Raw genomic sequence first — 21,960 nt, 5'->3', positions numbered from 1 at the left:
GAACGCTTGACCCGGACGTCTGAAGAGCTTCACCGGAGCCGTGGTGAGGCGCCTCCAATGCATGATTCTGAGACAGGATCACAGAGTCAGGATAACGCGATCAGCTCCTCGAAGGCGTATTTCTTCGTGCCGAAGCTGCCGGAGAAATCGCGGGCTAGACGGGACGCATGACCCGTGGCGTGACCCAGCTCATGCAGGGTCGTCCGGTGCCAGTTGATCGGCTCGAAATAGACTTGCGGCGGCGGGACGACCACATGGTCGAGGGCCGGGACATAGTAGGCGCGATCCCCGCCGATATGGAAGTCGATGCCGGTGGCCTTGATCAGGACCTCGACCCTCGGCTCGATCAGATCCGGCGGCGGGGGCGGCATAGCGACGGCGATGTCCTCGGGCAGACCCTCGCATTGCGCGGTGTTGAACACGGTGAAGCGCTTCAGGAACGGGATCGTCCCCGGTTCCTCGCCGGTTTCTCTCGCGCGCCGCTTCTCGTCCTCGGGCGTGAAGCGATCGGCATAGACGACGGTGGTACCGCGCTCGCCCTTGCGGACATTGCCGCCAAGCGACTGCGCCTGGCGGAAGGTGAGCCAGCCTTGTCCCGGGAAGCCGTGTTGGACGACGGCCCCCCAGAGGATCAGGATATTGATGCCGCTATAGGCGCGGCCGGTGCTGGCGTTCTGCGGCAAGCCGAGCGGGGCTTTGGTCGTGGCCTTGCCCCAGGGTTGAGCCCAGGGGAAGCGTCCAGCTTCAAGCTCGGCGATGATCTTGCCGGTGATTTCGTCGTAAAGGTTCGCCCGGTGCGAGCCGGAGCCTGGGGTGCGGTCATATCTCGACATCGCGGTTCTCCGCGACGGGCACCGTCGGACTCTCCTCCGGCTTTCAACCCGTCACGGCAAACCCGGTCCCCACTCTCACTCTAAAGGGGGCGTTGCGGGGCAGGCTGTGCTAAAACCCACCAATCGTGCGAGCCCAGGGGGCAATGTCACGTCCCGCAAGCCGAAAGGTTCCAATGCCCCGCTCAGGACAAGGCCGACGGTACTTTTGGCGATGGAGTTCACTGCGCGGCGCGAGCGCTCTGAAGCGGATAAAGCTGGTCCGTAGTGTGCTCTCGGAAAGCGATCGTCAGGTTCCGACGTCCAATTCGGCGAGCGTTCTGTGAAGGTCATCTGTCGTGAGCGGCTTTCTGATGAACCGGCTGCCTTCGGCCATATCCGATGTATTCGGTCTCCTATGGCCGGACACGACGATGAGGTGACAAGGCGGCCACCGGTCCCGAACCACAAAGGTCAAAGCGAGGCCATCCATGGTTCCCGGCATGTCCACGTCCGTGATCACTGTCATGATGGCAGGATCGGATTCCAGTATCGCGACCGCCTCGTCGGCATTGGCCGCCGCGAGAACCGGAAAGCCCATATCTTCGAGCGATGACACCAGATCCATCCGGATGAGGGGCTCATCCTCGACAACGAGTATCTTGGCTGCAGGGCGGGAGGTCACCGAGGCTCCATATGATGCAGGATTGCATCCAAGCCTCCGCGCATCGGGAATGGCAGCTCGCTGCAAGTAGAGGAAATTGCCCGTTAGGTGTTTGGTTCCGGATGGCTGGAATTTTCCCGAGCGGCCGGTGCTGAACGGATATCCAGAACAAATCTGGTCGATGAGTCGTTCGATGTCACTCCAAGCGTTCCGCCATGGGCCTTCGCAATTTCGGAAGCGATGAACAGCCCAAGGCCGAGACCTTCGACATTCCGTCCACTTTCGCCTCTCGCGAAGGGCTCGAAAAGGTTTGCAAGCGTCTCTGCCCGAATTGGGGTGCCGCTGTTCTCCACGGCGAGTTCGAAACCCGACTTATCTGCTTTTGCTGACACGCGGACAGGCTTGTCCACGTCGCCGTAGCTCAAGGCATTGCCGATCAGATTGGAAAGAAGTTGTGCGATACGACCGTGGTCCACGGGCACGGCGTGTTCCACCGAGACCTCGGCAATGATCGACCGATCAGGGTGCGTGGTCCGCAGTTCGTCGACAACCTGATCGAGTGTTCGTTCGAGGAGACTGGCATCCGCATCCAGATCGAGCGTCAGACCGCCTCCCAGCCTGGATCTCGCGAAGTCCGCGATATTGTCGATCAAACCACGCATGCGCAGCACGCTTCCCTGCATCAGCAGCAGGATCTGTCTGCTGTCGGGTTCCGCCTCATGCCTGCGCATCAGCAGCTTGGCTCCGGAGACGATAGAGGCGAGTGGATTGCGCAGATCATGGCCGAGCACGGCGATAAACTTCTCCCGCATCGCGCCGAATGCCCTTTCCCGGGCAAGCAATTGCTCGCTCACGGCGATCTGATCGACGGAATCGAGATGAGCGGCGATCAGTTCTGCAAAGAGCCTGAACATCCCGACGATTTCCGGATCCTTGAGCTTGGCCGGCTTCGGATCGATAGCGCAGAGCGTCCCGAAGAAGGAGCCGTCCTTGCGCAGGATCGGCATGGAGATATAGCTCTGGAAGCCATACATCGCCGGCGTCGGATGACCGCAAGAGACGGGATCTTCTGCAACGTTGTTGATGATGACGGGTTCTCCGCTTTGGCGAATCTCGTGGCAGATGGTGGTTTCGACCTTCAACTCGCCTCCGGGCTGAAGGCCGAACGCGATATGGTCCAGCACCCTGCACGCGATCCAGCGATCCTCGGTGACGCGTGCGACAGCCGCAAATCCCATTCCCGTCGTTCGGCACACCACGTCGAGGATGGTCGGCACTGCGTCGATCTTCCCGATGGCGTCGATGTCCCTTTGATAGTCGCTTTTCAATTGTTGGCTTTCAGTGAGATTGTAGCGGAGACATCTCCGTGCCGGCGACGCTGAGACGAACTCGCCGCCAATGGGGATATCGATCTTAGAATGCGTGAGCCAGAGACGGGCCGCAATTAGAAGCACGACTTGCGGCGATCGCAAAGAGTCTCTTGTCGGATGGAAGATGCCGGACATTTTGGGCGAACGGCGCGATCTGTATTGCCGACCTGCCCGTGCGATCTTTCGCGGACTCGGCGGATATATTCATGAACGGCGACGATAGTGTGGTCCGCTTATAGCCTTTGCCGTGAGAAAGGCTATGGTGCCCGCTGCGGTTCGCCTCTTGGTAGACCGGCAGGGCGCAACCGTTAAAACAATTGCGAACGTCGGCTGAACCGGCTTCAAGGCTTCGCTCATCTTCCTGAGAGTGACTCCAATGCCGGCCAGCCATGACGAGGACGAGATCGGGGTCATCTGTCCTGTCTGCGGCTATGAGACCAACAAGAGCATCGACTGGATCCGCAACCACACGCAGCTCGAATGCTCCGGATGCGGACAGGTAGTCGACATCGAGAGCAGAAACTTTCGCATCGCCGGCCGAACCAGGGGCCTGGCAGACTGACGACAGCCTTGCCGGTGTTTCAGAGTTGAGTCTACGGCGCGTCTGAGCGCCGGTTGAAAAGCCCTGCGAAGATGCATGCCTCGCTGCGTTCTACGGTGCCCGCGCATCCGTTCGGGCCGCTGCCGCGAGACTCTACAGGGGGCTGCAGCCAATCATCCATGTCGTCAGCGCCGCCGACCTCACATTACGAATGAGGGCTTCTGGAATTCGAGTCTCCTGCAATAGCTTAGTTCTCCGGCGGCAAAAAGTTTATTCGCGAGTGCGCCTTGTTTCGAACGTCGTTGTCGCTTATGTTCCCAATATCGATCTTGCTTGTCGAACTTTGTTTCTGGCGCAAACAGCGCCTTCTGCGATCTTCCTCTCAAAATCGACCTGAACCGTTTGCCGCGCACCTTGCGCGACAAAGCAATCTTCTGTGAGCGATTGAAAGGAAATCGTCATGAATACTGGAACCGTAAAGTTCTTCAATTCGACCAAAGGCTTCGGCTTCATTGAACTCGGCAACGGCCAGCCGGACGTGTTCGTCCACATCTCCGCCGTGGAGCGGGCCGGCCTGCGTTCGCTCGTCGAGGGCCAGAAGGTCAGCTTCGACGTCGTGAAGGACAACCGCAACGGCAAGAGCGCGGCCGAGAATCTCCAGGCTGCGTAACGGGATTGCGCTTCTGATCCTTGACCGCGGATGTACTGGCACTGATCATCGAGGCGCATTGGAGAGGCCGGGTTCGCCCGGCCTTTTTGCTTTCTGGTGAAGAGGCGGATATGCGAAAATCCATCAAAGAGCATGAGTTGTTCAAACCCAAGTCGTCCAAGGCCGAGACCAAGGCCGATATCACGGACCATGCGGCACGCGCCCTCATCGGCGCGGAAGCCGAGCGCCGCGAGGCCAAGACCGCCAGGCTGCGGCAGGCGCGGATGGAGGCCGAGGCAAAGCTGTCACCCAACCCGGTACTCGCAAACAAGCCACGCCGGATGAAGGCTTCTATGCCACGCCACTCCCGATCTCCGGCTTAGCTCAGGCTGCTTCAAACGGGCGAATATACTCGCGCGACCTGCTGAATGCTGCTAGGGTCAAAGCGTCGGCGGCTTCGTTCAGGGCGCTGCCGGTTGAGGGCGGCCATCGTGCCCTTGCCCCGACCGCGAAAGGAGGACGTCATGTCTTCCGTTCCCCAGCAGCAACAGCATCTGACATCGGCCGATATGAACATGATCATACGCGTCCATGCAGGCGCCTGCACACGCAATGCGATCTCGGCCGGGAGCCTCGACGCGAAGCGCCTCGCCGCCCCGCTGGTCAGGGAGTTCCAGCATGGCGTGAGCGAGGAGGCCGGCCTTCTGGCCGCCTTCACGGCAGGTGACGCATTGAAGCTAGGCATTCCCGTGAGCAGTATGGCCAAGTTCATCGGCAATGCGCTTTGCGAGTGGGAAGCCGAGAATGGGACTGCTCCTCTCACGCTCCTTCCCCACCCACACGATGAGGCCGCCGCTTGAGATTTCTCGCCCGGCTGAATGCCGATCCGTCCGCTTGGCTGCTCGTCCTCATGGTCGGCAGCGTGACCGGCACGCTTCTCTATATCGTGCTGACCAGCATCACCTTCTGATGACGGCCGGGCGCAGGATTTCCGCATGAGCAATGTCTTCACCTTGCATGCGGACAAACGCTGGAAGGCCGTCATCGACTATAGCACCGACGAAGGGCCGAAGAGCGTCGAGCACTATTTCGAGGAGATTACCGACTTGCATCTCATCATCGAGCACGGCCCGAACTGGAATTTCCTGATCCGTTGCACCGTCACATTGAACCGCCCCGACGACGGCGAGGAGCAGAACAGCGTCGAAAAGGCGCTTCGGCATGAGCGCCAGCACTGATCATTGGGCATGCCGCAAGCCGTGTAACGTTCTGACCCGTCGTGCATCGCTACCGTCGAAAGGTATCATGAGCAGCCTCAAACCGACGACCAGTCGCTACGCCCGACGCATTGACACGGACGGGACCTGGACGGTCTTCGATGCCTTCACGGGACGCCCCGCTGAAGTCGGCAGCCGACAGACGACCGGGATGCAGATGCGTGACGCCGAAGAGATGGTCGCAATCCTGAATCGTATTCACCCTGCAGATGGTGCGAGCACGATTCACTGAGATCCAAGATTGGAACGATTCTCACTGCCTCGCTTCGAGGCCGCAGGCCGTCGACGCCTTCCTCATGGCTGCTGGTCGGCTTCGATCCCACGCCGGTAAATCGGATTTCTGTCAGCGGAGGCGGCTACTCATGGCAACGTGAGGTTGGCCGACGCTACCTTGGTGGTGTTGCTTGGCGTGCCTCACGAAACGAGATGAGGCGCCGGCTGAACTCGTCCCACAGGACCAGTTGCACGCAGCGAAGGCTCTCGACGATGGTTATCCGGCCAATGGCGCCTAGTTCCGGATAGTCCCTGAGCACTTCCGGGAGCCGATAATAGGGCACCCGGCTGGAGAGATGATGGATGTGGTGGATGCCGATATTGCCGGTCAGCCACTGCAGCGCCCACGGCAGGTCGTAGTAGGAAGAGCCGTGCAAGGCGGCATCCTGGAATTGCCATTCCGGACCTTGCGACCAGTGTGTTTCCTCGAACTGATGCTGGACATAGAACAGCCAGACGCCCGCCGATCCCGCCAATGCTACGATCGGCAGGTGCACCAGGATGAACGGCCCCAGGCCGACCAGCCAGATCAGGCCGGCCGCCAGCACCACGATCGCCAGGTTGGTCGCCATGGTCGAGACCCAGGGCTCCATGCCCGAGCGCATCATCCCGAACGGCAGTCTCTGCTTGAACAGGAAAAGCCAGATCGGGCCGATGCCGAACATCACGATCGGGTTGCGGTAGAGTCTGTATGCGAGCCGACGGGCGCTGGACAGCGACCGATATTCGGCCACGGTCAGCGTCGTGATGTCGCCAACGCCGCGCTCATCGAGATTGCCGGCAGACGCATGGTGGGCCGCATGCGCACGGCGCCAGTAATCGTAGGGTGTCAGCGTGAGGACACTAAGCGCGCGGCCGGTCCAGTCATCCACCGTTCGGTGGGCGAAAAAGGAACCGTGGCCGCAATCGTGCTGGATCATGAACAGGCGAAGCAGGAAGCCCGCGGCCGGGATAGTCAAAACGACGCCCCACCAGAAACCATTTTGGATCGCAATCGCCGCAAGCGTCCAAAGGCTCACGAACGGGACAAGCGTCACCGCCAGTTCGAACAGGCTGCGGCCTCTGTGAGGTTTCCGATATTCGGACAGGATCCTGGGCCAGGCTCGCTTGCCAACTTCGTTCTGGGACATCGATGCAACGGCGTTCGTCAACAGTATTCAGACTCCAACGGTTCGATGATCACGGCAAGCAGCAGCGGAATTCCCAATCGACATCCACGCCGATTGGGCTCTGCTTGAAGGGCTCATGATGCTCAATGTCCTTCACCCGCTACCCAAAGCCTCGCCGGCAAGCAGCGGGCACCTTGACCTGTGCGCGGGATGGTCGCCGCAGCTCTCTCATATGAGACGGTTGTCTTCAGCCGTCTGGCGTGCTCGACGGCGCGTTCCGTCGGTATCCGACTTGCGATGCCGTTCAGCCGCTGCCTTCCGGATTTGCTCGAAGCGATTGTCTTCGACGTTCTCAGCCGGTTGCTGCGGATCCGGCTTTTTCACAAACGAGATCATGGTTCACGCTCCTTTGATCAGCAGATTGAAGCGCTCCGGCGTTTGCCCGAGCGCCGTTTGGAAATCGGCTTGGCCTCAAGCGGAAAGAGCGGTGGCGCATGCCTGCGCACCCAGCCTGTCGGGCGATGTCTGTCCCGGCATCGTCGCCCAGCCGCCGGCTTCGACGAACTGCCGCTTCTTGAAGCTGTCCGGTATCGCCTTGAACTCGGCAAGTTTCGCTGCGGAATCCGGCGCCGCGTTGAACCGTTCAACGCATATGGCGGATGCCAGTTCTCCGCGCGCCGTGTCGCCAGCCGCTTTCGCCATATTTTGCGAAGTGCCGCCGGTGACCCAGCCGCCCCAGCTGAAGCCGACGACGATCGTGGCGATCATCGCCACGACACATGCCCAGACCAGCATGGTCTTCGAAGGCTGATAGTCTTCCCACCGACGGGAGAAAGATGGTTTCGTCGTGCTCTGTGTAGCCATGGAGGTCTTCCTTCCAGATTGTGGTGAGGATTGCTTTGTCCGGCCGCGCCGGCCGAACGGTTCAGGCACTGCTTTCAGTATCCCATGCCGCCGTTGCCGGCCGACGGGGTGGATTCCTTCGCGGGAATGTCGGCGATCATCGCCTCGGCGGTGATCAGGAGCGCTGCGATCGAGCCCGCATCCTGCAGGGCAGTTCTGACGACTTTCGCAGGATCGACGATGCCGGCCTTGATCATATCGACATAGGTTTCGGTCTGCGCATCAAAACCCTGGTTGCGGTCCTTGCTGTCCGTCAGCTTGCCGACCACGATCGAGCCTTCGACGCCGGCATTCTCGGCGATCTGCCGGATCGGAGATTCAAGCGCCCTGAGCACGATGGAGACGCCTGCGGTTATGTCGGCATTGTCACCTGTCAGCGAGGCCAGCGCGGTCCTGGCGCGCAGCAGCGCCACGCCGCCGCCCGGCACGATGCCTTCCTCGACAGCCGCTCGCGTAGCGTTGAGCGCGTCGTCGATGCGGTCCTTCTTCTCCTTGACCTCGGTCTCGGTCGCGCCGCCGACGCGGATCACGGCGACGCCGCCGGCAAGCTTCGCCAGCCGCTCCTGCAGCTTCTCCTTGTCATAGTCGGAAGTCGTTTCCTCGATCTGCGCCTTGATCTGGCTGATGCGCGCGGCGATACCGGCCTTGTCGCCGGAACCGTCGATGACCGTGGTCGTATCCTTCTCGATGACCACGCGCTTTGCTCGCCCGAGCATGTCGAGCGTGACGTTCTCCAGCTTGATCCCGAGATCCTCGGAGATCACCTGGCCAGCGGTCAGCACGGCGATATCTTCCAGCATCGCCTTGCGGCGGTCGCCGAATCCCGGTGCCTTGACGGCGGCGACCTTGAGGCCGCCGCGCAGCTTGTTGACGACCAGCGTTGCGAGCGCCTCGCCTTCGACATCCTCCGAGATGATCAGCAACGGCTTGCCGCTCTGCACGACGGCCTCGAGGATCGGCAGCATGGCTTGCAGGTTGCCGAGCTTCTTCTCGTGGATGAGGATGTAGGGATCCTCCAGTTCCACGCGCATCTTCTCGGCGTTGGTGACGAAGTAGGGAGAGAGGTAGCCTCGGTCGAACTGCATGCCCTCGACCACGTCGAGCTCGGTCTCGGCGGTCTTGGCCTCCTCGACGGTGATGACGCCTTCGTTGCCGACCTTATCCATCGCGCTCGCGATCATCTCGCCGACGGCGGCGTCACCATTGGCGGCAATGGTGCCGACCTGCGCGATTTCCGCGGAGGATTTAACCTTCTTCGATTGCGTCTGGATTTCCTTGACGACGGCCGCGACGCCGAGGTCGATGCCGCGTTTGAGGTCCATCGGGTTCATGCCGGCGGCGACCAGCTTGGCGCCTTCTCGCAGAATAGAGGCTGCGAGCACCGTCGCCGTGGTGGTGCCGTCGCCCGCAAGATCGTTGGTCTTGGAGGCCACTTCGCGCACCATCTGCGCGCCCATGTTCTCGAATTTGTCGGCAAGCTCGATCTCCTTGGCGACGGTGACGCCGTCCTTGGTGATGCGGGGCGCGCCGAACGACTTTTCGATGACGACGTTGCGTCCCTTCGGCCCGAGCGTCACCTTGACGGCGTTGTTCAGCAGCTCGACGCCGCGCAGCATGCGGTCGCGTGCGTCACCGGCAAATTTGATTTCTTTGGCAGACATGATGTTCGTCCATTTCGGTCTTGAGATCGGGATCGGCCGGTCAGGCGGCTTTCTTGGAGGCTGCCGTTGTCTTCTCGACGATGCCCATGATGTCGGCCTCCTTCATGATCAGGAGATCTTCGCCATCGATCTTCACCTCGGTTCCGGACCATTTCCCAAACAGGATGAGGTCGCCGGCCCTGACGTCGAGGGGAACGAGCTTGCCGCTTTCGTCGCGGGAGCCGGGGCCGACGGCGATCACCTCGCCTTCCTGCGGCTTCTCCTTCGCGGTGTCGGGAATGATGATACCGCCTTTGGATTTGAGATCGCCTTCCGCGCGTCGAATGACGACGCGGTCATGGAGTGGCCGGAATTTCATGGGGGTTCTTTCTGGGGCCAGCGCATAGGGCGGCCACCTCAGATACATAGCGACTTTGGCACTCGAATGATAGGAGTGCTAAACGTATTTCTTTGAAAAGGCGGAATTGCGAAAATTTATATCACTTCTATCAATGCGATATTTGTTGTTTTCAATACGTATTTCCTGCCTTTTCATTGATTTTTATTTTTATGGATGAATCATTATTCAACCCCATACGAAATAAAATCGGCGTGCTCCTTGCCTAAGTGGCGGGTAAAGCCCATATGTAAATCTCGTTGATTTGGCCGACTTGGCTTATTGCGGTGTCAGAGACCCGCCATTCACCACCGAATTCTCGATAGCGAATGCATCAAGCGCCGACCCCGGCGTGCATATCGCTCTGTTCGAACCCAGGAATGAACCCGCCGCTGACCACGGATGTACTGGCAGCACGGAAGTTCGTTCCGGTTCGAATGGGAAGATGCAGGAAGCGCGGTCGCGTGCTCCTGCGGAGGTATCGACCATGACAACGCGCACCACACAGACGATCGTCCGGTTCTCCGCACCCTTCATGCTGCCCGGCTTCGACGCCGCGCAGCCTGCCGGCGACTATCGCGTGGACCAGGATGAAGAGTTGTTGGAGGTATCCTCTCGCCTCGCCTGGAGACGAGTCGGCGCCTTTGTTCACCTGCCCGCCATCGGCATTGATGGCCAGACACATCAGATGGCACCGATTGATCCTGCAGATCTCGACGCCGCCCTCGAAAAGGATCACCAACAGTCATGATATCGACAAATCCCATCCGGCGTGTGAGCCGCCCCGCTCGGCAAGAAGCTCCTGCCCATCTCTTCACGATCGGACAGGCTGTCCGGCTGAAGGGCGGCTTCATCAGGCCAGCATTGCCCACTGATATCTACCACATCACTGGCACGCTGCCGGCACGGGGAGATTCGCTGCAATATCGCATTCGCAACGACGACGAGCGGCATGAGCGAGTGACGACACAGGACAGCCTCGAGCCGGTCGACATGTCGCAATCCGGCAGTGGCGCAACTCTCATCGAAAGGACGTTCGGACATGGCTAAAGGCCAGAAACGAAGCAATCGCGAGATCAGAAAGCCAAAACAGGAGAAGGCCCCACCAAAGCCTGAAAGCAGCTTCGGGAACCAGATCAAGGTTGCCGCAAATGCCAACGGACCCCGCGGCAAGGGCAAGAACTGAATCCGTGATGCTCCTGCGGGGCAAAGAAGAAAGGCGATGCAATCGCTCAACATGCCGCAACGACCCGACGCCATGACGATTACCTATGGGGACGGCGCTGGATCTATGCCGGCGCGCTCGAAGCCGACGTGCCGAACGGAGAAAGGACACGACTATGAACGCCCCTAACAGCTACCCGGAGCAGACACGCAAGACTGCGGACTTCGCCATCGACAGATGGGAAAACGAGGGCGGCGCGCACGGCCATGACTCCCCGGATCTTCACTATGGCCGACGTGTCGAGGCGGATCGCTCCTGGACCGTCTACCATGTCTTCACGGGGGTTCCGGCCCACATCGACGGCAACACGATGATCGGGCTAACCCAGCGGGTTGCGACCGACGGCATGCTGTCGCTCAATCGCCGTAACGAAGCGCGCCGCCGAGATGGAGGCAACCCAGGCGTCCGGACCGCACCACGTAAGGCAGAGGAATGCCGAGGGTGACGCTCGAATTTCCCAATCCGAGCCGCAGCTTCGACGAAGTGCGCAACGCCGTTCGCTTCATCGGGCATGACGGCATGTTCGAGGTGCCATTCTTTGTCGAGACCTCAGCGCTGGCAAAACCCGGCAAGACGCAGCTGTCCGAAGCCGACTGCCTGACGGCTTTCGATACGGCGCGCAGTTCGATCCACGATGTCGCGCGCGAGGCCTACTCCCATCGCCGCCAAACCTCCTATACGCTTACCGCCGCCGATTTCCGGTAGAGGCATAAGTCAATGCTGATCCGCTATGGCTACGAGATCACGTTGACCTGCCAGCAGCCGACTGCTCTGGTGTGCCTGCTCTCGGTTCACGACGACCGTGCCGCCGACATCAGGGTGCCGGAGACGACGTTCACCACGCCCGATGTACCCGTATCGACCTACCGAGATCTGCTCGGCAACCGCTGCCGGAGGCTGGTCGCGCCTGCCGGCGACCTGACCATGTGGGGCGATGCGACGATCTGGGATGACGGAGAGCTGGACTGTGTGGTGCCAGACGCGCGTGAGCTTGCGGTCGCGGATCTGCCCGACGATTGCCTCGTCTACCTTATGGGAAGCCGCTACTGCGAGACTGACCGCCTCAGCCAGATTGCATGGGACCTGTTCGGCACAATCCCGCCCGGCTGGGGTCGCGTGCAGGCGATCTGCGACTTCGTCCACAAGCACATACGCTTCGACTACATGCAGGCCCGTTCAACGCGGACGGCTTTCGAGGCGTTCAACGAGCGCGTCGGCGTCTGCCGCGACTTCGCGCATCTGGCGGTCGCGTTTTGCCGATGCCTCAACATCCCCGCTCGCTACGTCAACGGTCACCTCGGCGACATTGGCGTCCCCGTCGTCGATCCGATGGATTTCAGCGCATGGATGGAGGTCTTCCTCGATGGCGAATGGCACACATTCGACCCGCGCAACAACGTCCCTCGGATCGGCAGAATCATTGTTGCGCGCGGCCGCGACGCGACCGACATACCGCTCGTCAACTCCTTCGGCCCGCATATTCTGAAGGCGTTCCGAGTATGGACTTACGAGGTATCGGGCTTGCAACAGGCGCAAGAGCATCGCGAGTAAGGCGCCTTGGGACCGGACACCAAGGCTACAGGCGGCACGGCAATGGATACCGGAAGCGCCGCAGACCTTTCCAAAGATAACCCACTTTAGTCAGGCACCCGCCATGGTCCGCTGACTGTAACCGGGTCCCGACGTTAGGTTGGCGCGATTCCAATGCCTTCAGCCGTTGCGGGCGCGACCTAAAGTTTCATCTTCGTAATATCCACTTTCAGCAAACGGAAAAGTCGGGCCTGTGGCTGACTTCAGGCGCGTCCCGTCGAAGTGCGAAGACTGTTTGAATGACATCTTTCGCAGGTTCGTCGCCCAAAGTGCCGAAGGGCAGGAAACCACCTTTTCTCGGAAGTTTGGAGGTCGGCGAGGTGTCTCGGTACTGCCTCTGTGTAGTTATTCGAGACCGAATACAAAGCTTTTCCCTATGAGCAAACAAGTGTAGAATCAGACTCTTCTGATCTGCTTTGCCGAGGTGTCTATGAGCTTCATTGAGGGAATAGGGCGAGATCAGGCCAATCTGCTTCCCCCATGTGTCGATGACTATGTTGGGTCTGACGCGCTCGTCCGCGTCGTCGATGCTTTCGTCGACAGCCTGGATATGATTGAGCTTGGTTTCACACGCGCCATTGCGGCCTCGACCGGACGACCAGGCTATCATCCCAGCGACATGCTCCGACTGTATATCTGGGGCTACCTCAATCAAGCCCGTTCATCGCGACATCTGGAGCGCTCCTGCAAGCGCGACCTTGAAGCAATTTGGCTGATGCGGCAACTCGCGCCGGACTATCGGACCATTGCCGCCTTCCGGCACGACTATCCCGACGCGATCGTCGCCGCCAGCGCCGCGTTCGTGCTGTTCTGTCGCGAGCAGAATTTGGTAGGCGGCCGGTCGGTCGCACTCGACGGCACCAAGATGCGAGCGGTCGCCAGTCCAAAGAACATCGCCGGGGCGGAGCGGCTCGCGCGCGATATCGCGCATACCGAAAAAGAGATCGCCTATTATCTCGACCGCCTGGACATAATCGACGAGACCGTCGCGCGAGGCTTTGATGATCAACCACTGCACCGCGAAGGCTTCAAGTCCGCCATTGCCTCCCTGCAGCGTCGGAAGGACCGGCTGGCCAGGCGACAGCAGGAACTCGATCGGCGGGACGAGGAGGTACTCGTGTTTGGCGAGCCGGAGGCCAAACCGATGGGGTATGCCCACGCGCCGAAGCTTCCCTCGTACAATCTGCAAAGCGTCGTGGACGTTGCGAGTGGGCTGATCGTCCACCATGACGTCTACAGTGACGCGAACGACAGCCACCTTCTTCATCCGATGTCAGTCGCGGCTAAGGCCGTGCTGGAGGTAGATCAGCTCCAGGTGTTGACCGACGGCGGCTACTCAAACGCCGAAGAAGTCGCCCGTTGCGAACGCGAGAACATTGAGGTCGCTGCGCCGATCAAGCGCGGCGCGATGAATTCCGAACATTTTCGACCGGTACAGTTCCTCTACGACGAGGACAGTGACACGATCCGTTGCCCCGGCGGGCAAACTCTACGCCCGTCCGGAATCCATACTCGCAATCGGGCGATGCGCTACCGTACCTCGGCCTGCGCGACCTGTGCGTTGAAGCCGAGATGCACGCCGGGAGCCCAGCGCACAATTCACCGGCTTGTCGATCAAGGTGCCCTCGATCGCATGGAGGCCCGAATCCATGCCAATCCCAGCTTGATGACGATCAGGCGATGCACGGTCGAGCATCCATTCGGCACCATAAAGCGAATGTCGGGTGGCGGAAGGTTCCTAACTAGAGGACTTAGGGCGGTAAAGGCGGAGGCGGCGCTGTCGATCCTAGCCTTCAACATCCTACACGCCGCGAACACATTCGGAACGAGGGTTGTTACCCCGAGCTGACGCGAGGCGGCGCTTCGCTTCGGCTCCACCTGGCAGGCGCTGCGGATCCGACGGCTGACGTTTTGGCACAGCCTGGGGGTCTCCCCGCTCGATGGGGGTGTGCCGGCAACGCAGTGCCGACCAGGGGGAATGCTTTCCCCCCGCAAAATCTGTCAGGAGCGCCGGTGTTTCCGCATTTCCTCGTCGGCGATAGCTTGCACGACCTTCATGTCCATCTGCACGACCGGAGAGAGACGTGCGACCTCGGAAGCTACCTTCGCCCAATGCCAGAACCCGGACCTGTCTGCCTGGGCGCGACTGCGGGCGGCAAGACGCTGCGCCTCATAGTAGGCTTCGGGCCCATGCTGTCCGATCAAGGCGTGCGCGTCCTGTTGCCATCGCCGACGGATCTGCCTGCGTTTCTCGATCCAGCCGGAAAGGATGCGGAACATTCAACCTCGCTTTCCGATCGGGGTGTGCGCTAAGCGCGTTTCATCTTGAACGGCTGCCCGACCACGAAATCAGCGGATACTCGAGGATTCTCTGTGCTTTCCGGCGCTGGGAGAGCAGCATCGTGGTCTCACGGCAATTGTGCAACAGCCTGCTGCACTCGGGCCGGAGCCGTCGAATTCCCAGCTACCCCGATAAAATCTGCATCTTGGCTTCATGGCAATGCCGGCGTTATCCTCTCGCTGGCTGGACTGCATCTTGATTTTTCCGGCCACTGGCCGTACATATATGCGGTAGATTGGAGATCGAAAATGGCCGAAGCAGCAAAGAGGTCAATGACTGGCCGCGTCCGGGGGGAACGCCTTGAGACGCGCGTGACCGCTGACCAGAAGCGTCTGATCGAACATGCCGCTGCGCTGCAAGGACGGACCGTGACGGATTTCGTTTTGACAAGCGTGCAGGATGCGGCGCGGCGCGCTGTCGAGGAATATCAACATTTGGAGCTTTCAGTGCGGGACAGCCAGGCGTTCGTCCAGGCTCTGGTTGAACCACGGCCTGTCAACGAGCGGCTGCGCGATACCGTTCGCTACTATCGCGAGAGAACAGGCGTCTAACGAGTGGGGGAAGGGGACGACATCCTGCGGGTCGAGGTTCTCGGCCCGCAACATGACCGATCGGGGTTCGAAAGCGGCGTAGAGCCGCTCAACCGATATTTCCAGACGCAGGCCGGACAGGACGCCAGAAAGAAGATGGCGGCGCCTTTTGTCCTCGTGCTGCAGGACGGTGGCATCGCCGGATACTACACGCTCTCTTCGACGGCGGTAAGGCTTCCGGAATTGCCGGCTGCGACTATCCGCAAGCTGCCGCGCTACCCATTGATCCCGGCGACCTTGCTGGGTCGTCTTGCCGTCGATCAGCGTTATCAGGGAAGAGGCTATGGTAGGTTTCTTCTCGCGGACGCGCTCTACCGGGCTGTGCGCAGCGACATTGCATCCTTCGCGGTGATCGTGGACGCCAAGGATGAGAGCGCAAAGCGCTTCTACGAGCGTGAGAGTTTTTTGTCGTTTCCGGATCAGCCGATGAAATTATTCCGCCCAATGGCGGATATTGAGGCTTTGTTCAAATGAGGGGGTGTTCGTGGCGGATTCCGATGGAGAAGAACCTGAGAAACTGACATTCAAGTTTCTGCGGGGCGTCGAGGGTGATGCCGGTGATCTCGAATGGCCGGCCGGCGCCGATGTCGTCAGGAAGGCGCTGTCGGAATCTCTGAACGCAAAGAACGTGGCGTTCCTGCTTGGGGCAGGGTGCTCGTCGTACTACGTCAAGCAAACTGACGATTTGCTAGGCGAGGAATGGCGGGACGTTGGCATCCCAACCATGGAGCCGCTCGCCAAGGAGTTCACGAAGGCGCGGACTGTCGATAAGGCAGGATTCCCAACCGCCGCCGAGCGGAAGGTTCTCACCGACGAATTCGGGATCGATATTGGCCACAAGGAGTTTGCCCGTAACCTCGAACGATTGATGGAGCTGCTGTTCAGCCTGCGGTTCTCGCTATCGCGCAGCAAGCTTGAGAAGGCGAAAGAAAATCTGAAGGTTGTCAATTCGATCATCGAGAAGGTTCAGGCGTTCCTATGGGACAAATGCACGAACGGCGCATTCGCCAATGGCGACAGTACCGTCGGGACACTCTACGAAACTTTCTACAGAAAGCTGGTCCTGCGTGATCGCTCGCTGCCGCGTCCATGGATTTTCACCACCAACTACGATCTTTTCAACGAAACGGCGATGGACCGGCTCGGCCTGCCTTACGCTAATGGCTTCTCCGGCGTAGTGGAGCGTCGCTTCAACCCCGCCACCTTCCGTTACGCACTTGCCGAGCAGCTCGATCTGACGAACCGGAAATGGTCGGCTGTGGATGGCTTCGTCTATCTCTGCAAGATTCATGGGTCGATTAGCTGGACCGAAGACGACCACGGGCTGTTCCCGATCCGCGAAATGGCTGTTTCGAAGGGGCAGGAACTGGGGAAGGTGATGATCTATCCCACCCCCGCAAAGCAAAATTCCAGCCTCGGATCACCCTATGCGGACCTGTTTCGCGAGTTCCAGTCGCGGATCGTGAGGGAACAAAGCGTTCTTTTTACGATGGGATACGCCTTCGGCGACGAGCACATCAACAATATCATCTACCAGGCGCTCACCATACCGACATTCCGCCTGGTAATCTTCGTCGATCCGACACTTGAAGGAGAGCTGGCTAAGCTCCGCGCCCTGAATGATCCCCGCATCTGGATCATCGGCGGCAGCGGCCCGGAAGCGGGCCGCAAGGCGCATTATTTCGATACGATCATCGACGAGTTCATGCCCCAGCGACCGAGCGAGCGTATCGACGATGCGATCCGGAAAGTGCTGGAGGCGATGTCCCCGAAGAAGGCTGAAGCTCCTTCCGACGATGGAGACAGCGAATGAGCCGCGACGACCGCAAACGCGCCATCGGCAAGGTGGTCTCCGTCGCGGCCGACCGCTTCGTCGTCGAGATGCACGCCGGCACGGATAATTTCACAATCGTCGGGTTCGATGACGTTCACTATGTCGCCCGCCTTGGCTCGTTCCTGATGATTCCGGTTCAGACGGAATATGTCGTGGTCGAGGTCGTCGGCCTGCGAGAGCGGGACATCACCAGCGCCGGGCGAGGCGAGGGGGAGTTGGACAAGGCGGCGTCAGCGAAGTATCTCGACGTCGTGCCGGTGGGGATGTTGCCGCAGGATCGCAACGCCAAATTCCGCTTCGGCGTCTCCGTGTTTCCGTCACTTTACGCGGACGCGCTTTATGCTCTCGATGCGGAGCTTGATCGCGTTTTCGAGACCGACCAGCCGAGTGAACCTGCTCTGGGCCTCAATGGCGCCGCGCCTGTGCTTGAAGATGCGACGCGCTTTCGTGCCCTGTCGATCGGCCGCTCGGTAGTGTTCGAGGGCTACGACGTCAAGGTCCGGATCGACGACTTTTTCGGCGGTCATACCGCTGTGCTTGGGAACACCGGGAGCGGCAAGTCCTGCACCGTTGCCTCGGTGCTCCAGTCATTGTTCGACAAGGCGGACGAGTTCCACGCCCGAGGGGCGACTTTTGTGGTCTTCGACGTGAACGGCGAATACGCCAATGCGCTGACGCCGCTTGCCAAGGAGAACGGAATTGGCGTCGCCCATGTGGTGCTGGACGGGACCGCGTCCGACGGAAAGTTCCGCCTCCCGCATTGGTTCCTGGAGCAATCAGAATGGGAGCTGCTGCTTCAGGCCAGTGAGCGAACACAACTTCCGATATTGCGAATGGCTCTCGGCCTCGCGACACTGTTTTCTGCGGAAGCAAGCGGCGAACTGAAGGGCATAAAAAATCATATCCTTGCTACCTGCCTGAGCCAGATTCTCCGCGATGATACCGGTAGCCCTTCGAAGCATGATCGAATGATTGGCCTGCTACAGCGCTTCAACACCGCCGAAATCGGCACGGCAAAGATCAAGCCATACATAAAGATTAGTTTCGGCCAGATGGCCGATCCGGATGGCCTGACGAAATACCTTCTCGGAGATGAAAATGGTGGTGGATTCGTCATCGACGGCCTGAAGTTGCCGGCTTACTCCAATCTGCCGTTCGACTTCGCGGCATTGGGCGAGGCGCTGGACCTAGCGATACTTTACGAGGAGGCGCATGGGAACAGGCAGATTCGAGACTACTGCTCGCAGATGTTGACGCGCTTCAAATCCCTGGAGGAGCGCCCCGAGTATGAGTTTCTTCGCCACAATGCGGCGGGCGGACAGGCGGAACTGTCTCGCGACAAATTTCTGGAAAGCCTCCTGGGTCTTGAGCGCAATGGAGCGAACTGGCTCAAGCGTGATCAGATCATCATCGTCGATATGAACGCGGTCGAGGATGAAGTCGTCGAGCTGGTGGCATCTGTGCTTGCACGGATGGCGTTCAGATTGTTGCGGCAAGCCGATCCACGAAATCGCTTTCCGGTGCATCTGCTTCTGGAAGAGGCGCACCGGTACATCTCCGAAGCAACCTCCCGATATGCAATCGACGCCAGCAAGATCTATGAGCGTATCGCCAAGGAAGGGCGAAAATACGGGCTTTTCCTGTTGGTCGCGTCGCAACGACCGAGCGAACTCTCGAAAACCGTGCTTTCTCAATGCTCGAACTTCGTTATCCATCGCATACAGAACCCGGATGACCTTTCGCAGATCCGGCAGATGACGCCATTCATTTCCGAAGCGGTTCTGAAGCGTTTGCCGTCGTTGCCGAAGCAGCACGCGCTCGTCTTCGGAACATCGGTGAACCTCCCGACCACCTTCAAGGTGCGGGAAGCGAATCCGCTTCCGAAAAGCGATGACGCGAAGATCGGGGAGCTCTGGTTCCACGAGGAGGGACGAGCGGCTCTGGTCAGGATCGCGCCGTCTGCTCCAGCCGGAGCCGCCGATACGGCTCCAGCATGATGGGCCAGCCGGATGCAGCAGCGCTGGAAGCAGCGGCAGCTCTCCTGGAGGCAAGCCAGGACTACCGGGTTCTCCGTCGCCTGCAGCCGCGGGCGCCTGTAACGGGGATATCCGAACGGGATACCCGCCTCGGGCTGTTCGTGGACGTCGAAACGACTGGTCTCGACCCGGCGAAGGACGAAATTATCGAGCTTGCTATGGTGCCATTCCAGTATTCGCTTGACGGCATCATCGTCGAGGTCGGGGAGCCGTTTGATCGACTTCGAGAGCCGGCGGCTCCGATACCGCCCACGATAACCTCGCTGACAGGTATAACCGACGCGATGGCGGCTGGCCAAAAGATCGATCCGGAGGAGGTCACGCAATTTGCGCTTTCCGCCGGTGTTGTCATTGCCCACAACGCTGCTTTTGATCGCAAGTTTCTTGAGCGCTTCTGTCCGTCGTTTTCATTCAAGCCCTGGGCCTGCTCCATGTCGGAGGTCGACTGGGCTGCGGAGGGGTTCGAGGGCACCAAGCTTGCATATCTCGCGGTGGGATGTGGCTTCTTCTACGATCGGCATCGCGCGGCGAATGACTGTTTGGCAGCGATCGAGGTTCTGTCGCATACGCTTCCGAAGTCTGGCGTCAATGCGTTGGGGCATTTGCTGAAGCGTGCTCGCATGCCGACATGGCGAATCTGGGCCGAAGGTTCGCCATTCGAGTTCAAGGATCAGCTCAAGTCTCGGGGGTATCGTTGGAACGGAGAGGAGAACGGTCGTCCCCGTGCTTGGTATATTGATGTCGCTGATGAACAGAGAGAGGCAGAACTGACATTTCTGAAGAGGGAAATCTATCAGCGTGACATTGACCTGAAACCTTCTCGGATCACGGCCTATGAACGGTTCTCTGAGCGAGTGTAGCAGGTAGCGGTCGTCTCGACGCGTTGAAGGAGGCTAACCCCATCCTTTTCGGGTCAGGAGACGACCGTCTCTTTCGCATCTGGGGGCTTGGAGGCAGGGGCGATCTTTCTCGCACTACCCCAAATACCGAGCCGCTCGAAAAGCTTATCGCCAAAAGCCAGGAGAAGCACCGCAAGGATGGCAAGGGCACCGGCTGCCCATAGCGGCAGTTGGAGCCATTCTTCACGCGCGGCAAGCAGGAGAACACCGAACAGCATGAAGAAGATGATCGCAAGCAAGCCGCTTCGCTGGCATCGATGCAATCTGAAGAGCTTTTCGGTATTTGGCTGAATCGCCTTCCGGTACTCCCATATCAGACCTGCGATTTCTTCGCGCAGGGCGTCCGGTCGGGAGAGCGGCTGAAAATCGAAAACCGTCTCGATCTCCAGCCGGTATATCTTGGAAACCCCGAGAACGCGCACCGCGTTGTAGAGCCCCTTCACGAGGAACAGCAGGGAGCCCAGGAAGAGTACAAGCAGGAACCACTTGTCGTCGCCCTTCGCCGCTTCAACCGTCTCGACAAGCGGCACGATGAAGCCGGCCAGAATGCCGAGAATGGCCAGCATGGCAGTTGCCCGCGTTTCTGCGGCCTTGCCGCGCTCGGCTTCCTGCGCGCAGCGCGCGCTTGCAAAACGCAGCGACTGCTCAAGGACCTCGTTGTCCTGCGATGACAATTGCTCCCGGATTTCGCTAATCTCACGCATAGGCCGCGCTCCGCACAGTCAGGCGATCTATGATCGCATCGCGGATTGGATAGCCGGTCTTTTGCTCGATCCACGCCCACTGGCCATTGGGATTAACTTCGAGAAAGTAGAAGAGTCCATCGATCCCGCGCACGAGGTCGATCGCGGCAAAGCCCAGATTGAAGTGCTTGGCAATGGCGCGGCAATACGCTGCAACGTCCTGCGGAAGCTCGATCTGCTCGTGCCTGAGATCGAAGGCGCTGACATCCCAATGGCGCCAGTCAACCTCAGTATCCTCTCGCTCCTGCGAATGGATGGCGACCGGGAAAAGCCGATCGCCGATCAAGGTCACGCGCACATCGTATGCTTTTGCAATCTCGCGCTGGTAGATCATCGGCACGGCGGCATAGCTGTCGAAGTTGTCGATAAACGCGCGGTCAACGCGCCGCGTCATTGCCAGCGTGACCGTATCGTTGTCATGGCTGAAGCCGTTCTTCACAGCTTTGCAGATGATGCGGCCGTCATGTTCGTCATAGAACGCTCGCACGCGCGTTGCCGACATGCTCACGCAGGTTTCTGGGATGCGGAATCCAAGCCTGCCGGCAACGGCAAGCTGCTCAAGCTTGTTAGAGGCAAGCCACAGATCGCGGGGATGATTTAGCCATTTCCTGGTATCGATCAGCCGCCACAGGCCGCGGAGCGTTTCCTTAAGCTCGCGCTGGACAAACAGGCGGTCTGTATCGGCCGTGCCATCCGGCACGTTGGGCGCGCGCGGCTGTCTGAAATATACGCCTGTAATCTCCTCGATGCTGAACGTCTGCCCATCCTTGATCGTAAGGCGGCATTTCGAGCCGCCGTCGAACGAGATGTCGATCTGGAACGCCCGGCCGAAATCTTCCGTGTTCAGCCGCACAAACCGGATATCACGCTCTTTGAGGCGAAGGATCAGATAGTCGCAAGCAAGGTCGGACTTGTTCGTGACGACTAGTAGCATCCCTCGTCCTCAGGATCCGGGTCGTCATCTCCGGGGGCCTGAGAGTCCGTTTGGAAAGTCAGGGATGGGCATTCCGGCGTAGGAGGTTGCCGCCCATGGCGACGAGGATCATGGCCTGGGAGACGTCAATCCGCTT

28 protein-coding genes and 1 pseudogene are annotated in these 21,960 nt (G+C 59.8%); 18 read left to right on the top strand and 11 right to left on the bottom strand.

Translation table 11 applies throughout. The features are described 5' to 3' along the window. Positions 1–95: 95 nt before the first annotated feature. The 3 genes and pseudogenes from J2X50_RS23970 to J2X50_RS23960 form a co-directional block, all read right to left on the bottom strand. Positions 96–833, bottom strand: a pseudogene (locus tag J2X50_RS23970) (ArdC family protein); the annotation flags it as partial. Positions 834–1,119: 286 nt separating this feature from the next. Beyond that, entirely contained in the window at positions 1,120–1,494 is a 375-nt protein-coding gene (locus tag J2X50_RS23965) for a response regulator (protein ID WP_429098599.1), read from the bottom strand. Between the two features lie 83 nt (positions 1,495–1,577). Further along, positions 1,578–2,801, bottom strand: a complete 1,224-nt coding sequence (locus tag J2X50_RS23960; RefSeq protein ID WP_429098597.1) for a GAF domain-containing sensor histidine kinase — start codon at positions 2,799–2,801, stop codon at positions 1,578–1,580. A gap of 418 nt (positions 2,802–3,219) precedes the next feature. Between J2X50_RS23960 and J2X50_RS23955 the strand changes: the two genes are divergently transcribed. From J2X50_RS23955 to J2X50_RS23930, 6 genes are all read left to right on the top strand, one after another. After that, a complete protein-coding gene (locus J2X50_RS23955; protein ID WP_429098596.1) occupies positions 3,220–3,405 on the top strand; it encodes a hypothetical protein in 186 nt (61 codons plus the stop codon). A gap of 439 nt (positions 3,406–3,844) precedes the next feature. After that, positions 3,845–4,054: a cold-shock protein gene (locus tag J2X50_RS23950; protein ID WP_429098595.1), complete on the top strand. Its 210-nt coding sequence runs from the start codon at positions 3,845–3,847 to the stop codon at positions 4,052–4,054. A gap of 20 nt (positions 4,055–4,074) precedes the next feature. Beyond that, on the top strand, positions 4,075–4,416 hold the full coding sequence (locus J2X50_RS23945) for a hypothetical protein (RefSeq protein ID WP_429098594.1): 342 nt from the start codon (positions 4,075–4,077) through the stop codon (positions 4,414–4,416). Between the two features lie 141 nt (positions 4,417–4,557). Beyond that, entirely contained in the window at positions 4,558–4,893 is a 336-nt protein-coding gene (locus J2X50_RS23940) for a hypothetical protein (RefSeq protein WP_429098592.1), read from the top strand. Between the two features lie 135 nt (positions 4,894–5,028). After that, a complete protein-coding gene (locus J2X50_RS23935) occupies positions 5,029–5,271 on the top strand; it encodes a hypothetical protein (protein ID WP_202311546.1) in 243 nt (80 codons plus the stop codon). A 67-nt stretch (positions 5,272–5,338) separates the two neighbouring features. Continuing rightward, positions 5,339–5,542: a hypothetical protein gene (locus J2X50_RS23930; RefSeq protein WP_349009058.1), complete on the top strand. Its 204-nt coding sequence runs from the start codon at positions 5,339–5,341 to the stop codon at positions 5,540–5,542. A 154-nt stretch (positions 5,543–5,696) separates the two neighbouring features. On the opposite strand, the gene J2X50_RS23925 is transcribed toward J2X50_RS23930, so the two are convergent. From J2X50_RS23925 to J2X50_RS23905, 5 genes are all read right to left on the bottom strand, one after another. Next, the gene (locus tag J2X50_RS23925; protein ID WP_429098603.1) at positions 5,697–6,713 is read right to left on the bottom strand and encodes a fatty acid desaturase; all 1,017 of its coding nucleotides are present in this window, start codon (positions 6,711–6,713) and stop codon (positions 5,697–5,699) included. A gap of 207 nt (positions 6,714–6,920) precedes the next feature. Further along, on the bottom strand, positions 6,921–7,088 hold the full coding sequence (locus tag J2X50_RS23920) for a hypothetical protein (protein WP_429098590.1): 168 nt from the start codon (positions 7,086–7,088) through the stop codon (positions 6,921–6,923). Positions 7,089–7,163: 75 nt separating this feature from the next. Continuing rightward, positions 7,164–7,556 (bottom strand): hypothetical protein, encoded by a 393-nt coding sequence (locus tag J2X50_RS23915; RefSeq protein ID WP_429098601.1) that lies wholly within the window; start codon positions 7,554–7,556, stop codon positions 7,164–7,166. A gap of 74 nt (positions 7,557–7,630) precedes the next feature. Beyond that, a complete protein-coding gene (groL, locus tag J2X50_RS23910) occupies positions 7,631–9,256 on the bottom strand; it encodes a chaperonin GroEL (protein WP_429098588.1) in 1,626 nt (541 codons plus the stop codon). Positions 9,257–9,296: 40 nt separating this feature from the next. Beyond that, the gene (locus J2X50_RS23905; RefSeq protein ID WP_429098586.1) at positions 9,297–9,614 is read right to left on the bottom strand and encodes a co-chaperone GroES; all 318 of its coding nucleotides are present in this window, start codon (positions 9,612–9,614) and stop codon (positions 9,297–9,299) included. 505 nt (positions 9,615–10,119) lie between these two features. On the opposite strand from J2X50_RS23905, the gene J2X50_RS23900 reads away from it, so the two are divergent. The 7 genes from J2X50_RS23900 to J2X50_RS23870 all read left to right on the top strand — a co-directional run bounded on the left by J2X50_RS23900 (position 10,120) and on the right by J2X50_RS23870 (position 14,296). Next, the gene (locus J2X50_RS23900; RefSeq protein ID WP_429098584.1) at positions 10,120–10,383 is read left to right on the top strand and encodes a hypothetical protein; all 264 of its coding nucleotides are present in this window, start codon (positions 10,120–10,122) and stop codon (positions 10,381–10,383) included. Beyond that, complete coding sequence (locus J2X50_RS23895) at positions 10,380–10,682, top strand: hypothetical protein (RefSeq protein WP_429098583.1); 303 nt, start codon at positions 10,380–10,382, stop codon at positions 10,680–10,682. The genes J2X50_RS23900 and J2X50_RS23895 overlap by 4 nt, the downstream gene beginning before the upstream one ends. Beyond that, a complete protein-coding gene (locus J2X50_RS23890; protein ID WP_429098581.1) occupies positions 10,675–10,818 on the top strand; it encodes a hypothetical protein in 144 nt (47 codons plus the stop codon). Before J2X50_RS23895 ends, J2X50_RS23890 begins: the two co-directional genes overlap by 8 nt. Positions 10,819–10,972: 154 nt before the next feature. Continuing rightward, positions 10,973–11,302, top strand: a complete 330-nt coding sequence (locus J2X50_RS23885) for a hypothetical protein (RefSeq protein WP_429098579.1) — start codon at positions 10,973–10,975, stop codon at positions 11,300–11,302. Further along, positions 11,299–11,562 (top strand): DUF1488 domain-containing protein, encoded by a 264-nt coding sequence (locus tag J2X50_RS23880; RefSeq protein WP_202311527.1) that lies wholly within the window; start codon positions 11,299–11,301, stop codon positions 11,560–11,562. Before J2X50_RS23885 ends, J2X50_RS23880 begins: the two co-directional genes overlap by 4 nt. A gap of 12 nt (positions 11,563–11,574) precedes the next feature. Next, positions 11,575–12,408 carry a transglutaminase-like domain-containing protein gene (locus J2X50_RS23875; protein ID WP_429098577.1) on the top strand — a complete coding sequence of 278 codons (834 nt, stop codon included), beginning with the start codon at positions 11,575–11,577 and terminating at the stop codon, positions 12,406–12,408. Between the two features lie 469 nt (positions 12,409–12,877). Next, complete coding sequence (locus J2X50_RS23870) at positions 12,878–14,296, top strand: IS1182 family transposase (protein WP_202311524.1); 1,419 nt, start codon at positions 12,878–12,880, stop codon at positions 14,294–14,296. A gap of 152 nt (positions 14,297–14,448) precedes the next feature. On the opposite strand, the gene J2X50_RS23865 is transcribed toward J2X50_RS23870, so the two are convergent. Continuing rightward, on the bottom strand, positions 14,449–14,727 hold the full coding sequence (locus J2X50_RS23865; RefSeq protein WP_429098575.1) for a hypothetical protein: 279 nt from the start codon (positions 14,725–14,727) through the stop codon (positions 14,449–14,451). Positions 14,728–15,036: 309 nt separating this feature from the next. Between J2X50_RS23865 and J2X50_RS23860 the strand changes: the two genes are divergently transcribed. The 5 genes from J2X50_RS23860 to J2X50_RS23840 are packed head-to-tail and all read left to right on the top strand — an operon-like array spanning position 15,037 to position 20,108. Beyond that, the gene (locus tag J2X50_RS23860; RefSeq protein ID WP_429098574.1) at positions 15,037–15,339 is read left to right on the top strand and encodes a DUF1778 domain-containing protein; all 303 of its coding nucleotides are present in this window, start codon (positions 15,037–15,039) and stop codon (positions 15,337–15,339) included. Between the two features lie 3 nt (positions 15,340–15,342). After that, positions 15,343–15,852 (top strand): GNAT family N-acetyltransferase, encoded by a 510-nt coding sequence (locus J2X50_RS23855; protein WP_429098572.1) that lies wholly within the window; start codon positions 15,343–15,345, stop codon positions 15,850–15,852. Positions 15,853–15,862: 10 nt separating this feature from the next. Next, positions 15,863–17,191, top strand: a complete 1,329-nt coding sequence (locus J2X50_RS23850) for an SIR2 family protein (protein WP_429098571.1) — start codon at positions 15,863–15,865, stop codon at positions 17,189–17,191. Continuing rightward, positions 17,188–19,209 carry an ATP-binding protein gene (locus J2X50_RS23845; protein WP_429098569.1) on the top strand — a complete coding sequence of 674 codons (2,022 nt, stop codon included), beginning with the start codon at positions 17,188–17,190 and terminating at the stop codon, positions 19,207–19,209. The genes J2X50_RS23850 and J2X50_RS23845 overlap by 4 nt, the downstream gene beginning before the upstream one ends. Next, on the top strand, positions 19,206–20,108 hold the full coding sequence (locus tag J2X50_RS23840; protein WP_429098567.1) for a 3'-5' exonuclease: 903 nt from the start codon (positions 19,206–19,208) through the stop codon (positions 20,106–20,108). Before J2X50_RS23845 ends, J2X50_RS23840 begins: the two co-directional genes overlap by 4 nt. Before the next feature lie 53 nt (positions 20,109–20,161). Here J2X50_RS23840 and J2X50_RS23835 read toward each other — a convergent pair whose 3' ends face one another. After that, positions 20,162–20,851 (bottom strand): hypothetical protein, encoded by a 690-nt coding sequence (locus J2X50_RS23835; RefSeq protein WP_429098566.1) that lies wholly within the window; start codon positions 20,849–20,851, stop codon positions 20,162–20,164. Next, positions 20,844–21,824, bottom strand: coding sequence for an MvdC/MvdD family ATP grasp protein (locus J2X50_RS23830; protein WP_429098565.1), 981 nt, complete (start codon positions 21,822–21,824; stop codon positions 20,844–20,846). The genes J2X50_RS23835 and J2X50_RS23830 overlap by 8 nt, the downstream gene beginning before the upstream one ends. Between the last annotated feature and the right edge of the window lie 136 nt (positions 21,825–21,960).

The sequence above is a fragment of the Aminobacter sp. BE322 genome (assembly GCF_050433525.1).
In the GTDB taxonomy this organism is placed as follows: domain Bacteria; phylum Pseudomonadota; class Alphaproteobacteria; order Rhizobiales; family Rhizobiaceae; genus Aminobacter.
The sequence above is the reverse complement of the archived record's forward strand: the minus strand, read 5'-3'. Positions and strand labels throughout refer to the sequence as shown.